The organism is Kineosporia babensis (assembly GCF_021129305.1).
Lineage (GTDB): Bacteria > Actinomycetota > Actinomycetes > Actinomycetales > Kineosporiaceae > Kineosporia > Kineosporia babensis.
In genome coordinates this window covers 13534-27213 of the sequence record NZ_JAJOMB010000020.1, presented here as the reverse complement: position 1 = coordinate 27213, position 13680 = coordinate 13534, and the positions used below count along the sequence as shown (strand labels likewise).

The 13680-nt window shown below is 68.6% G+C and carries 12 protein-coding genes; 8 read left to right on the top strand and 4 right to left on the bottom strand.

The genetic code is table 11. The features are described from left to right. The first annotated feature begins 27 nt into the window (after window positions 1–27). From LR394_RS29715 to LR394_RS29700, 4 genes are read left to right on the top strand one after another with little or no spacing between them, the layout of a single operon-like run. Window positions 28–1050 (top strand): ABC transporter ATP-binding protein, encoded by a 1023-nt coding sequence (locus LR394_RS29715; protein ID WP_231447897.1) that lies wholly within the window; start codon window positions 28–30, stop codon window positions 1048–1050. 5 nt (window positions 1051–1055) lie between these two features. Beyond that, window positions 1056–2219: an extracellular solute-binding protein gene (locus LR394_RS29710; protein WP_231447896.1), complete on the top strand. Its 1164-nt coding sequence runs from the start codon at window positions 1056–1058 to the stop codon at window positions 2217–2219. Beyond that, on the top strand, window positions 2216–3079 hold the full coding sequence (locus LR394_RS29705; RefSeq protein WP_231447895.1) for an ABC transporter permease: 864 nt from the start codon (window positions 2216–2218) through the stop codon (window positions 3077–3079). Before LR394_RS29710 ends, LR394_RS29705 begins: the two co-directional genes overlap by 4 nt. Continuing rightward, complete coding sequence (locus LR394_RS29700; RefSeq protein WP_231447894.1) at window positions 3076–3864, top strand: ABC transporter permease; 789 nt, start codon at window positions 3076–3078, stop codon at window positions 3862–3864. The genes LR394_RS29705 and LR394_RS29700 overlap by 4 nt, the downstream gene beginning before the upstream one ends. On the opposite strand, the gene LR394_RS29695 is transcribed toward LR394_RS29700, so the two are convergent. Both LR394_RS29695 and LR394_RS29690 read right to left on the bottom strand, forming a co-directional pair. Then, window positions 3865–4323, bottom strand: coding sequence for a DinB family protein (locus LR394_RS29695; protein WP_231447893.1), 459 nt, complete (start codon window positions 4321–4323; stop codon window positions 3865–3867). It lies immediately after the preceding gene. Window positions 4324–4335: 12 nt separating this feature from the next. Beyond that, complete coding sequence (locus tag LR394_RS29690) at window positions 4336–4947, bottom strand: class I SAM-dependent methyltransferase (protein ID WP_231447892.1); 612 nt, start codon at window positions 4945–4947, stop codon at window positions 4336–4338. A 122-nt stretch (window positions 4948–5069) separates the two neighbouring features. Here LR394_RS29690 and LR394_RS29685 point away from each other — a divergent pair, with 122 nt between their 5' ends. The 3 genes from LR394_RS29685 to LR394_RS29675 all read left to right on the top strand — a co-directional run bounded on the left by LR394_RS29685 (window position 5070) and on the right by LR394_RS29675 (window position 9422). Next, on the top strand, window positions 5070–5621 hold the full coding sequence (locus tag LR394_RS29685; protein WP_231447891.1) for a helix-turn-helix domain-containing protein: 552 nt from the start codon (window positions 5070–5072) through the stop codon (window positions 5619–5621). 82 nt (window positions 5622–5703) lie between these two features. Further along, window positions 5704–7497, top strand: coding sequence for an FAD-dependent oxidoreductase (locus tag LR394_RS29680; protein ID WP_231447890.1), 1794 nt, complete (start codon window positions 5704–5706; stop codon window positions 7495–7497). After that, complete coding sequence (locus LR394_RS29675; protein ID WP_231447889.1) at window positions 7497–9422, top strand: iron-containing alcohol dehydrogenase; 1926 nt, start codon at window positions 7497–7499, stop codon at window positions 9420–9422. The genes LR394_RS29680 and LR394_RS29675 overlap by 1 nt, the downstream gene beginning before the upstream one ends. Here the strand turns inward: LR394_RS29675 and LR394_RS29670 are convergent. Then, complete coding sequence (locus tag LR394_RS29670) at window positions 9419–10159, bottom strand: cutinase family protein (protein WP_231447888.1); 741 nt, start codon at window positions 10157–10159, stop codon at window positions 9419–9421. The genes LR394_RS29675 and LR394_RS29670 overlap by 4 nt on opposite strands. Before the next feature lie 142 nt (window positions 10160–10301). Between LR394_RS29670 and LR394_RS29665 the strand changes: the two genes are divergently transcribed. Next, entirely contained in the window at window positions 10302–11558 is a 1257-nt protein-coding gene (locus LR394_RS29665) for a flavin monoamine oxidase family protein (protein WP_231447887.1), read from the top strand. A gap of 69 nt (window positions 11559–11627) precedes the next feature. Here LR394_RS29665 and LR394_RS29660 read toward each other — a convergent pair whose 3' ends face one another. Further along, window positions 11628–13655 (bottom strand): beta-galactosidase, encoded by a 2028-nt coding sequence (locus LR394_RS29660; protein ID WP_231447886.1) that lies wholly within the window; start codon window positions 13653–13655, stop codon window positions 11628–11630. Between the last annotated feature and the right edge of the window lie 25 nt (window positions 13656–13680).

Sequence of the window (13680 nt, the reverse complement as noted above, 5' to 3'; positions counted from 1 at the left end):
AAACATCTGGTCCCATAGGTTTAAGGCGTGCAGCCCACGCCCCCGGTTCTTCTGCGCGCCCTGACCAAGCGTTTCGGTGAGGTCGTGGCCGTCGACGGCCTTGACCTGACGGTTCACGACGGCGAGTTCTTCTCGATGCTCGGCCCTTCCGGCTCGGGCAAGACCACGGTGCTGCGGCTGATCGCGGGCTTCGAGCGAGCCACCTCCGGCACGATCGAGCTCGACGGCCAGGACGTCACCGCCACGGCCGCGCATCAGCGCGACGTGAGCACCGTGTTCCAGGACTACGCGCTGTTCCCGCACCTGAGCGTGCTCGACAACGTCGCCTACGGCCTGCGGGTCCGGCGGGTTCCCAAGCGCAGCCGTCACGAAAAGGCCCGCGAGGCGCTGGCCCTGATGCGGCTGGAGCAGGTGGCCGAGCGCCGTCCGCACCAGCTCTCGGGCGGGCAGCGGCAGCGGGTGGCGCTGGCCCGGGCGATCGTGGTGCAGCCCAAGGTGCTGCTGCTCGACGAGCCGCTCGGGGCACTGGATCTCAAGCTCCGTGAGCAGATGCAGGTCGAGCTCAAGCAGTTGCAGCGCCGGCTCGGCACCACCTTCGTCTTCGTCACCCACGACCAGGAAGAAGCGCTGAGCCTGAGCGACCGGGTGGCGGTGTTCGACCAGGGCCGGATCGTCCAGATCGGCACCCCGGCCGAGATCTACGAACGGCCCGCCAGTCCTTACGTGGCCCAGTTCGTCGGCACGTCCAATCTGTTCGATTCCGCCACGTCGCAGAGGCTGTTCGGGATCGCGCGGCGTCATGGCCTGCGGCCCGAGAAGATTCAGCTGCACCACGAGCGCGTTCCCGACGCGGAGATCGTCGTGGAAGGCGTGATCGCCGAGTCGATCTACCTGGGCAGTGAGATCCGCGTGCACCTGCAGCTGGACGACGGCACCCAGCTGATCGTGCTGGAACGGGCCGGCGAGCACACCGAGCACCGAGGCGAGAAGGTCGTGGCCTCCTGGTCCCGCCGCGACCTGGTCCCCCTGACCGACGAGAAGGCGAGTTGAGTTCCATGAAGAGCTTGGCCACAGCCCTGGTGTCCGCGGTGGCACTGACCGCCCTGGCTGCCTGCGGGGGCGGTAGTGACAGCGCCGAGACATCGCAAGCGGTCGAAGAACTCGGGGAGAAGGAGGGGCAGGTCTCGATCCTGGCCTGGCCCGGCTACGTCGAGGACGGCACCAACGATCCCGAGGTCGACTGGGTGACGCCGTTCGAGGAGCAGACCGGCTGCCAGGTCACCAGCAAGACGTACGGCACCTCCGACGAGGCACTGAACCTGGCCAAGACCGGCGAGTACGACGTGGTCGCGGCCTCCGGTGACCTGTCGCTGCGGCTGATCGCCTCGAAGGAGGCGGCGGCGGTGAACACCGATCTGGTGCCGAACTACGCCGAGGTGTTCGACTTCCTCAAGAACACCGAGTGGAACACCGTGGACGGCGTGAACTACGGTATCCCGCACGGTTACGGCGCGAACCTGCTGCAGTACAACACCGACGTGGTCACCGAGGCGCCGACCTCGTGGAGCGCGGTGTTCGAGGAGTCCGAACTGGCCAAGTACCAGGGCAAGGTCACCGCCTACGACTCGCCGATCTACATCGCCGACGCCGCGCTGTACCTGATGAAGCACGACCCGGACAGCGGCATCACCAACCCGTACGCGCTGGATCAGGAGCAGCTGGACGCGGCCGTGCAGTTGCTGAAGACCCAGCGCAAGTACGTGGGGGAGTACTGGTCGGACTACCTGAAGCTGATCTCCGCCTCGGAGACCGGCGACACCGTGGTCGGCACCACCTGGCAGGTGATCGTGAACTCGATCGGCAAGGACAACATCAGGGCGGTCCTGCCGGAGGAGGGCTCGACCGCCTGGAACGACACCTGGATGCTCTCGGCCCAGGCCGAGAACCCGAACTGCGGCTACGCCTGGCTCGACTACATCGTCAGCCCGAAGGCCAACGCCCAGGCCACCGAGTACTTCGGCGAGGCCCCGAACAGCGAGGCGGCCTGCGCCGAGACCACCGACCCGAAGCACTGCGAGACCTACCACGCCGGTGACGAGGAGTTCTCCAAGAGCCTGTGGTACTGGCGCACCCCGATCAAGGAGTGCCTGGACGGCCGGGACGTCGAATGCACCGACTACGCCCAGTGGACGGCCGCCTGGACCGAGATCAAGGGATGAGTCACCGCGTCGGCGCACTGCTCGGCCGTTACCCGGCCCTGCGCCTGGGCCTGCTCATCGCCGCGCCGCTGACCTGGCTGGTCGCGGTCTACGTGGTGGCCCTGGCGGCGCTGCTGGTGACCGCGCTGTGGCAGGTCGACAGTTTCACCGGTGACCTGGAGCGCACGGTCAGCCTGGAGAACCTGAAGACCGTGCTCACCGGCGAGCTGTACCGCACCGTCACCCTGCGCACGGTCGGGGTGGCGGCCCTGGTCACCGTGATCGACGTGCTGATCGCCCTGCCGATCGCCTTCTACATGGCCAAGGTCGCCACCCCGCGGCGGCGCCGGATCCTGCTGATCGCCGTGCTCACCCCGCTGTGGGCCAGTTACCTGGTGAAGGCGTTCGCCTGGCGGGCAACCCTTTCCGACGGCGGCCTGCTGGAGTGGCTGGGCACCCCGATCGGCCTGCAGAGCCCGGGCTACGGCCTGAGCGCGGTGGTGATGACCCAGGCCTACATCTGGCTGCCGTACGTGATCCTGCCGATCTTCGCCGGGCTGGAACGGGTTCCGGACTCGCTCCTGGAGGCCTCCGGCGACCTGGGCGGCGGCCCGGTGCACACGCTGCGCTGGGTCGTGCTCCCGCTGCTGGTGCCCGCCGTCATCGCCGGCTCGATCTTCAGCTTCTCCCTGACCCTGGGCGACTACATCACCGTCAACATCGTCGGCGGCACCAGCCAGATGCTCGGCAACCTGGTCTTCGTCAACGCCGGCGCGGCCAACAACCTGCCGCTGGCCGCCACGATCGCGCTGATCCCGATCGTGGTCATGCTCGGCTACCTCGCTGCGGTCCGCCGCACCGGAGCTCTGGACAACCTATGACCCTCAGCCGCACCGCCCGCCGGGTCCTGGCCGGGCTGACCGGGCTGATCCTGACCGGCATCTACCTGCCGCTGATGGTCGTGGTGATCAACTCGTTCAACACCGACCAGGCGATGACCTGGCCACCCAGCGGCCTGACCCTGGAATGGTGGCGCCGCGCCGCAAGCAACACCGGTGCCCGCGACGCGGTGCTCACCAGCGTCCAGGTGGCCGCCCTGGCCACGCTGATCGCGCTGATCCTGGGCACACTGCTGTCGCTGGCCCTGCAGCGCTTCGCCTTCTTCGGTCAGAACGCGGTGAACCTGCTGGTCATCCTGCCGATCGCGTTGCCCGGCATCGTCACCGGCATCGCCCTGAACAACGCCTTCAAGGGCATCCTGGGCCTGCAACTGGGTCTGCTCACCGTGGTGGTGGCCCATGCGACCTTCTGCATCGTGACGGTCTTCAACAACGTGCAGGCCCGGCTGCGGCGTCTGGGCGGCAGCCTGGAAGAGGCCTCGGCCGACCTGGGGGCCGGGCCGTGGACCACCTTCCGGCTGGTCACCTTTCCCCAGCTGCGCTCGGCGTTGCTGGCCGGGGGCCTGCTGGCCTTCGCCCTGAGCTTCGACGAGATCATCGTGACCACCTTCACCGCCGGCAGCGGCGTGCAGACCCTGCCGATCTGGATCCTGAACAACCTGTTCCGGCCCAGCCAGGCGCCGATCGTGAATGTGGTTGCGGTGGTGCTGATCCTGATCTCCGTCATCCCGATCTGGATCGCCCAGCGGCTCGACGGCGAACGCTGATCAGCGCCCGGTCGAGCCGTCGATCTGCTCGCGCAGAATGTCCGCGTGCCCGGCGTGCCGTCCGGTCTCCTCGATCAGGTGGGTCAGGGCCCAGCGCACGCTCGGGCCACCCGGCAGGACCGCCGCCGCGTCGTCGAACCCGTCGAGCACCTCATTGGCCCGGGCCACCGTTTCCCGGTACCGGGCCACCACATCCGGCAAGGACGCGTCCGTGGTGAAAGTTTTCGACCAATCGGGGACGTTCGCGCGCAGGAAGGTGGCTCGTTCCACCTCGGTGAGGTGGTTGAGCAGACCGATCAGGTTCGTGCCCGACGGTACGCCGGGCCTGCGAACCTCGGGCTCGGGCGTGCCGGCTACCTTTTCGGCGATCGAGGCACGTAGATAGTCGAGAAAGCCTCGCAACACCTCGAGTTCGCTGGAACCGGTGCGGGGCGGGGGAGTGTCACGGCGCCTGGGCATGCAGAACCTCTCTCAGCGAACGCGGCGGATCAGGATGACGTGGTCGGTCACCTCGGCGCTCTGGCCGTTGGGCCCGGTGGCCAGGCGGTTGAGGGCAGCGGCCCGTTCCACCGTCCAGGGCGCTTCCAGAGCCAGTTCAGCCACCTTCGCGGCCACGCTGGGAATGGTCGCGTCCTGGTCCCAGGACCATGGAGCCACCGAGCCGTGATCGACGATCAGCAGATGCCCACCCGGGTTCAGCACCTCGGCTGCGGTCCGCAGCACCTTCACCCGGTCCAGCGCGAACGGCGTGTGGAAGTAGTGCGCGCTGACCAGGTCGAACCGGCCGGCGGGGAAGGTCTGGCCCAGTTCGTGCTGCTCGGCGGTGATCGGCAGATTCAGCGACCGCGCCAGCTCCGCCAGCCGCGACACCGCCACCGGCGAGATGTCGGTGGCGGTGACCTTCCAGCCCTGCCGGGCCAGCCACAGCGCGTCTCCACCCGCCCCACAACCCAGATCAAGAGCGTCTCCGATTGGCAGTCCGGAAACGATCTCGGTCAGGCGGGCGTTCGGCCGGGGATCACGGACCGCGGGCCGTCCGGCGTACAGGTTGTCCCAGAAACCGAGCGGATCGGTGTCGTTCATCGTGAGCTCCTCGTATCGGCGATGCAGAAGTCTCACCACCTCGGGCCGGAGGAAGCACGAAAACTTGCCGTTCCAGCAAGACGTTCCACCCGCGAGCCGGACCACCGGGCAAGCTGACCCGTGTGGATCCCGCGACCGAAGACGTCCTCAATGCCGTCGGCCCCCGCCTGCGCACCCTGCGCCGCCAGCGCAACATCACCCTGGCCGACCTCGCCCAGAGAACCGGCATCTCGCAAAGCTCGCTCTCCCGGCTGGAAAGCGGCCAGCGCCGGGCCACCCTGGAACTGCTGCTCCCGCTCGCGCGCACCTACCACGTCCCGCTCGACGATCTGGTCGGCGCGCCCCGCACCGGCGATCCGCGGATCCATCTGAAGCCGGTGCAGCAGTTCGGCGTCTCGCTGGTGCCGCTGTCGCGGGACCCGGGCGGTGTGCACGCGTTCAAGATGATCATCCCGGCCCGGCCTGAACCGCTGGAGCCGGACCTGCAGACGCACGAGGGCGTCCAATGGCTCTACGTGCTCAGCGGACGGCTGCGGCTGGTGGTGGCCGAGCGCGACCGTACGCTTGCGGCCGGTGAGGTGGCCCAGTTCGACACGAGGCAGCCGCACTGGCTGGGCAGTGCCGACGCCCGTGCGGTGGAACTGCTCATCCTGTTCGGCGTCCAGGGTCTATAACTAAACGGTTCCAAAACCGGCAAAAGCCTCATCCTGCGAGATACTTCCTGAGCTGATCCACCGGCTCAAGGAAGAGGTTGCGATGCCCGAGTTCGACGACGGCCAGCCGGAGACCGAGCTTCCGGACACGGCCGTGGTGCAGACCGATGTGCTGATCGTCGGCTCCGGCCCGGCCGGCGCCTCGGCCGCGCTCTTCCTGGCCACCCTGGGCGTACCGACCATCATGATCACGAAGTACCGCTGGACCGCGAACACCCCGCGCGCCCACATCACCAACCAGCGGGCGATGGAGATCTTCCGGGACCTGGGCATCGAGGAGCAGGTGCTGGCCGACGCCACCCCGCACCACCTGGTCGGCGACACGGTGTTCTGCACCTCGATCGCCGGGGAGGAGATCGGCCGGATCCAGACCTGGGGGACCAGTGCCGCTCGCGAGGCCGACTACCAGCTGGCCTCGCCCTGCCTGACCGTGGACATCCCGCAGACCTATCTCGAGCCGATCCTGGTGCGCAACGCGGCCGAACGCGGCGCCCAGAACCGGTTCTCCACCGAATACCTCTCGCACACCCAGGACGCGGACGGCGTCGACGTGCAGGTGCTCGACCGGCTGACCGGGCGCCCGTACACCATCCGGGCCAAGTACCTGATCGGCGCGGACGGGGCACGGTCCAAGGTGGCGGCCGACATCGGCCTGCCGTTCGAGGGGGCGATGGACATTGCCGGCTCCATGAACATCACCTTCAAGGCCGATCTGAGCGCCTACTGCGAACCCCGGCCGTCGGTGCTGTACTGGGTGATTCAGCCGGGCTCGAACGTCGGCGGCATCGGGGCCGGGCTGGTCCGGATGGTGCGCACCTGGAACGAGTGGCTGATCGTCTGGGGCTACGACATCGCCGGCCCGCCGCCGGTGGTGGACGAGGAAGCCGCCACCCAGATCGTGCGCAGCCTGCTCGGACTGCCGGAGATCGAGGTGGAGATCACCGGCACCTCGTTGTGGGGCAACAACGAGATGTACGCGACGCATCTGCAGGCCGGGCGGGTGTTCTGCGCCGGGGACGCGGTGCACCGGCATCCGCCCTCGAACGGCCTGGGCTCGAACACCTCCGTCCAGGACTCGTACAACCTGGCCTGGAAGCTGGCGGCCGTGCTCAAGGGCCAGGCCCGACCGTCGCTGCTGGAGACGTATTCGGCCGAGCGGGCACCGGTGGCCGAGCGCATCGTCCAGCGGGCCAACCGCTCCAGCCGGGAGTTCGTCGACTTCTTCGTGGCGCTGGGCCTGACCGATGCTCCGGACGAGGCCGAGATGGTCCGCCGGATCGAGGAGCGCAAGGAGAACTCGCCGGCCGGCCTGGCCAAGCGGGCGGCGCTGGTCAAGGCGATGGAGCTGAAGCACTACGAGTTCAACGCGCACGGTGTGGAACTGGGCCAGTTCTACACCTCGGACGCGGTGGTGCCGGACGGTTCCCGGCGGCCGGATCCGGAACGGGACCCCGACCTGTACTACCAGTCCTCCACGGTGCCCGGTTCGCACCTGCCGCACGCCTGGGTCGGGGACAGCCGGCATCGGCTGGCGATGATGGATCTGGCCTCCTACCAATGCTTTACCTTGATCACGGGGATCGCTGGTGAGCGCTGGGAAGACGTGGCGGCGAAGGTATCGGCCGCGCTGGACGTTGAGATCGCCACGGTGGTGATCGGGCCCGGCCGGGCGGTCACCGACCTGTACTACGACTGGTCGCGCCTTCGGGAGATCGAGGAGAGCGGCGCGCTGCTGGTGCGGCCGGACAAGCACATCGGCTGGCGGGTCAGCGCGATGCCGGCCGAACCGGAAGGTGCTCTGCGCGAGGCATTGAGCCGGATTCTCGGGCGTTCGTAATGCAGTTCGCCCACGAGACACTCGGTCAGCGGGTCCGGTTCGCCACCGGCGGCGCGGCCGAGGCGGTGGCCGAGGAGATCGCCTCGCTCGGGGCCACGCGGGTCATGCTCATCGCTGGTGCGTCCGAAGCCGCTGTCGCCCAACGGATCACGGCGGGCCTGCCGGTGGTGGAGACGTTCGACGAAGTCGTCAGGCACGTTCCGGTCGCCGTGGCCGAAAGAGCCAGAGCAACTGCCAGCAACGGACGCGTGGACGCCCTGGTGTGTGTCGGCGGCGGTTCCTCCACCGGGCTGGCGAAGGCAGTGGCGCTCAGCACCAGCCTGCCGATCGTTGCCGTCCCGACCACCTACGCCGGCTCCGAGGCAACCGATATCTGGGGGCTGACCGAGGGCGGGTCCAAGACCACCGGGGCCGACCGCTGGGTGCTGCCCCGGTCAGTGGTTTACGACGCCGAGCTGACCCTTTCGCTGCCGCTGGACCTCAGCGTGGCCTCCGGCCTGAACGCCATGGCACATTGCGTGGACAGCCTCTGGGCGCCGCGGGCCGATGCGATCAACGCCGCCATGGCCACCGAAGGCATCCGGGCCCTGAGCGCAGCCCTGGCGCAGATCGTCCAGAATCCCAGTGATCTGGCAGGCCGCGAGCAAGCCCTGTACGGGGCGTATCTGTCCGCGGTGGCCTTCGCCTCAGCGGGTTCTGGCCTGCACCACAAGATCTGCCACGTGCTCGGCGGCCTCTACGACCTGCCCCACGCCCCCACGCACGCCGTGATCCTGCCGCACGTGCTCGCCCTCAACGCCCCGCACGCTCCCGCCGCAGCCGACCGGCTGGCCCAGGCATTCGGCAGCACCACCGCGCTGGAAGGCCTGCAAGACCTGCGGCGCCGAATCGGCGCCCCGACCGCGCTACGTGACTTCGGCCTGACCGAAGAGCAGATCCCCGCAGCCGTCGAGGCTCTGAGCGCCGTGGTGCCACCGTCCAACCCGGCGCCGGTCACTCCCGCTGCGCTGCAAGAGCTCCTGCACAACGCCTGGTCCGGTCACCAGCCGGCGGAAACCAGCCGGCAGCGTCACCGTGAGGCCGATCTAGTGCGGCGCGTGGTCGCATCCTTCGATCAAACCCCCGATCCCCGCCTGAAAGAGCTCATGCAGCAGGTGGTCCGGCACACCCACGCCTTCCTGCGCGCGGTGCGCCTCACCGAGGCCGAATGGCAGAAGGGCATCGACTTCCTGACCGCCGTCGGCCACATCACCGACGACCGGCGCCAGGAGTTCATCCTGCTCTCCGACACCCTCGGCGTCTCGATGCAGACCATCACGATCAACCACGAAGCCTACGAGAACGCCACGGAAGCAACCGTCTTCGGCCCGTTCTTCGTCGAGGACTCGCCCCGCATCCCGCTCGGCGGCAACATCGCGGCCGATGCCCCCGGCCAGCCGTGCTGGGTCGCCGGCACGGTCCGCGACACCAACGGGCAGCCGGTGCCGAACGCCCGGATCGAGGTGTGGCAGGCCGACGACGACGGCTTGTACGACGTGCAGTACGACGACGGCCGGACCGCCGCCCGAGCCCACCTGTTCAGTGACGCCGAGGGCGAATTCTGCTTCTGGGCCGTTACTCCCACGCCCTACCCGATCCCGCACGACGGTCCGGTCGGAGCCATGCTGACCGCGACCGGGCGCTCACCGATGCGGGCTTCCCACCTGCACTTCATGGTGACCGCCGAGGGACTGCGCACGCTCGTCACGCACATCTTCGTCCGGGGCGACGAACTTCTCGGCAGCGACAGCGTGTTCGGCGTCCGGGATTCGCTGGTGCAGGACTTCGTCACGCATCCGGCTGATCATCCGACGCCGGACGGGCGCGAAATGAGTGGTCAGGACTGGACCGAGGTGCACTTCGGCATCGTCCTGGCCCCGGGCTAGAACTTGCCGAGCGCGAATTCGGCGCCCTGCTGGCGCATCCCGTTGTTGAAGTAGGACACGTGCGGGTCGAACTGCCCACCCGCCTGGCACACGAAGTCGTTCGCCACGCAGTAACTGCGCAGCCGATCTGCGAACTCGTCCAGAGCCCCGGCCCTACGCTGGTTCGTCATCATCCCGTTCAGGCTGCTGTCGTACGTGCCGGCATTGAACGGTTCGCTACCCACGAACCGCGGGTCACCGTAGAGCACCGACGCAACCACATCGTCCTTTGCTTTGGGGGTGAGCTCTCCGGCTTCCTGGCCGGCATCGCGTTCGGACGGGCTGATCAGCGCATCGCCCACCACCAGCGCCCCCTGCGAGAACCCCATCACCACCGACCGCTGATCCGGACAGGCCCGGGCCGCCGCATTCAGCTCCTGCACCACCAGCCGCACACCCTCGTCGGCGCTCTCCCCGAAGTACGCATCGCCCGGGGTAGTGCTCAGCGACTGCGCGTTCGCCGGGTAGGGCACGTCGTAATGCCGGACCGCGTGCTCCTGCGAGATCTGCGCGGCCACCGGGCTCAGCAGGTTCGTCTCGTCCAACGGTTCACCGGTGCCGCGTACGGTCACGACCAGAACCTCGGTGCAGGCCGCGTCGTACGTAGTCGTCGGCCGATCCGGCGTCTCCTCGTCGCCGCTGCAGCCGGTCACCAGGAGCGCTACCAGGGCCGAGCAGGCGATCCAGCGGGGTGGCACGATCCCTCCGAAGGGTGTGGGTGAGTCAGGCAACTCAATCACGCTTGCGGCAGCAGCGCCGGTTCGGGTGGCTCAGCCATCGGCGCGGACAGCCGTGAATATTCGCTGGGATCCCGGTAGCCCCACTGCTAGCTTTCGGCCTATGTCCGCGCCACCCCTGCCGACCGCCTTCGCTGTCTCGCGCTGGGGCGAAGACCCCTGGTCGCGCGGTTCCTGGAGCCTGATCGGGCGCCACGGGAGCGCTGCTGACCGGATCCAACTGGGGACGCCCGTGGGCACCCGGCTGCGGATCGCCGGCGAAGCGACCCACCCCACTCGCTCGGGTATGACACACGGGGCCTACGAGCAGGGCATCGAGGCGGCGGCCTGGGCCGCAGAGTTCGGGCATCGGCGGGTGGCGGTTCTCGGAGCCGGGATGGCAGGGCTCGGCGCGGCCCGTGAGCTGGCGCATCGTGGCCTTGACACGCAGGTGTGGGAGGCCCGCGACCGCGTCGGCGGACGTACGGCAGGCATCGACCTCGACGGCTTCACCTTCGACCTGGGCGCGAACTGGCTGCAGCAGTACGACCAGAACGTCCTGGCCCGCCTGGCCGAACTGCTCCAGCTGACCACCACCGCAACCGATTTCACCTCCCCACTGGTCCTGGGCGCGGCGGATCACACGAGCGGCCTTGATCAGGCCTTACGCGATCGCCTGGCCACCGCCGCGGAAGGCTCGTCCGTGGCCGATGTGCTGACCGAGTGGACCGCGAACCCGCACCCCTGGACGCCCGCGGCCATCCGCCGCTTCATCGACGCGGAGATCACCATGGACGCCGGTGTTCCGCTGGAATGGCTCAGCGCCCGGCACGGTTTCGAGGCCGGCGTGGGTGAGGGCGATCAGTGGATCTCCGGCAGCTACCGCCTCCTGGTAGACCACCTGGCCCAGGGCCTGGACATCCGCCTGGAGCATCCCGTGCACACGATCCGCGTCAGCACCGACGGCGTGACCCTGACCGGTGAAGCCGGCGAGTTCTCAGCGGACGCCGTGATCGTCACCGCCCCCGTCGCGGTCCTGGCCGCCGACGTCATCGAGTTCTCACCGCCCCTGCCCGCAGAGCACCGCGTCGCCCTCGGCCACCTCGGCATGGGACGGGTGGAAAAGGTGATCCTGCGCTTCGCCGAACGCTCCTGGCCGCAGAGCCCGTCCGGCTACTACCGCCTGCACGGCCCGGACGAGGGCTCGGTCAGCGAATGGCTCGACGCCACCTCAGCCGACGGCAAGCCCACGCTGGTCGGCCTCTTCGCCGGACCCTGGCTGGAGCGGATCTGGGCCGGCCCGGACGCGGAGGTGGCGGCCGCGGCCTCCCAGATCTTCCATGCAGCAGGCCTTTATACCCGTCCGTCGTGGCAAATGTGACATGAACGCACGATCGGCGGGCCGGGATTATCTCTCGGCCCGCCGATCGGAGGTTTCAACCAGTGCGAACTAAACCGCCTTGATGAACGCGAATTCCTGGGGGGCGAGTTCACGCGTACCGAATTCTTTCCCGCTCAGCAATTCCACGCCAGGGAGCATTACCGTTGCCGGGGAAGCGCTGTGGTTGATCACCGTGATGAGATCTCCCCGGCTGGCAATTTCCACCCCCTCGGGCAGATCTGCCAACAGGGGAGTCACGAAGGCCTCGCGGAGCAGACGGTCGACGATAGCGTTCAGGCCGGAGGGGTCGGGCATGGTGCCTACGTACCAGGCCTGGCCGGCGCCGTGGGCGCGCCGGGTGAGGGCGGGGCGGCCGGCCGAGGGGCCGGAGCGGAAGGTGCCCAGGACCTCGGCGGAGTCTGCCCACAGGGCTTCGGCGAAGTGCGTGCCGCCGAGCACACCCCCGCTGGCCAACTCAAGCGTCACGCGGTCGAGGCCGTCGGGGGCCTGTTCTGCGTCCTGTGCTTCGGCCGCGCCGGCGCGCTCGGCGACAGTGGTGGAGGTGGGCAGCGGCAGGGCGCGGAAGTCTTCCAGGCCGACGCCCAGCAGTGGCCCGAGTTGGGTCAGGAAGCCGCCCTCGCGGAAGCGGTCGTTGGCGTCCACGATGTCGCTGAACGGGCCGGTCAGCAGCACACCGCCGTCGGCCACGAACCGGCTCAGGGCGGCAGCGCCGTCGTCGCGCAGCAGGTACAGGAACGGGGCGATGGCCAGGTTGTAGCGGCCGGAAACCTGCTCCGGGGGCACGATGTCGACCATCACGCCACGCCGGTGCAGCGCGCCGTACCACTCCCGGATCAGGGCGAGGTAATCCAGTGTGCTCGGGTGGTCAGGGTTCTCGATCGCCCACCAGTTCTCCCAGTCGAACACCAAGGCGACCTGGGCATCGTCCCCTGGTGTAGGCAGTTCCGGCAGCGCCGCCAGCTGCTTGCCCAGGGCGGAGGCTTCCTGCCAGGTACGGGTGCGGGTACCCGCGTGAGGGAGCATCGCCGAGTGGAACTTCTCGGCGCCGGCCCGCGACTGCCGCCACTGGAAGTAGAAGATGCCGTCGGCGCCGCGGCCGATCGACTGCGCGGTCTCGGCCGCCAACTGGCCGTCCTGCTTGGAGACGTTCGTGCGTCGCCAGTTCACCGCGTCCGTTGCCTGTTCCATCAGCAGCCAGGGCGTTCCCGGCTTCAGCGAGCGCATCAGGTCGCGCTGGAAGGCGGTGTTGCGGGGGCGGTTCGGGTCGAGCGGGTCGGGGTAGCAGTCGTCGGTGATGACGTCGATGTGCGGCGCCCAGGACTGGTAGTTGCCGGGCTTGAAGGCGCCCATCATGTTCGTGGAGATGGGCTGGGTGGCCCCGGCGGCGCGGATGATGTCGCGCTCGGCCAGATAGCACTCCAGCCACATGTCCGACATGAAGCGGTGGTAGTCCAGGAGCTGCGCGGGGTTGCGGCTGTAGGGGGCCTTGCGCGGCGGCATGACCTCTTCCCACCGGCCGTAACGCTGCGACCAGAACGCGGTGCCCCAGGCCTCGTTCAGCTCGGGAATGCCTCCGTACCGCTTCTGCAGCCAGTCCCGGAAGGCGGTTTGGGCGGCGTCGGAGTACTCGACCGGCAGGTGGCAGCCGTACTCGTTGTTGACGTGCCACATCACTACGGCGGGGTGGTCGGCGTACCGTTCGGCCAGCTTGCCGACCAGCTCGGCGGCCAGGCGGCGGTAGGTGGGCGAGGCGGGGGAGTAGTGCTGACGCGAGCCGTGCCAGTAGGTGGCGCCGTTCTCGTCCACCGCCAGCGTGTCGGGGTGCTCCACGCTCATCCAGGGCGGGGGCGAGGCGGTGGCGGTGGCCAGGTTGACCCCGATACCGCCCGCGTGCAGCTTGCCGATGATCCGGTCGAGCCAGTCGAAGTCCCAGGTACCGGGCGCGGGCTGCAGCCGGGACCAGGAGAAGATGCCCAGGCTGACGGTGGTCACGCAGGCTTCGCGCATCCGCTTCACGTCCTCGTCCCAGACGTGTTCCGGCCACTGCTCGGGGTTGTAGTCGGCACCGTAGAGCATGGGTACGTCAGCGTCCTTGCCACTC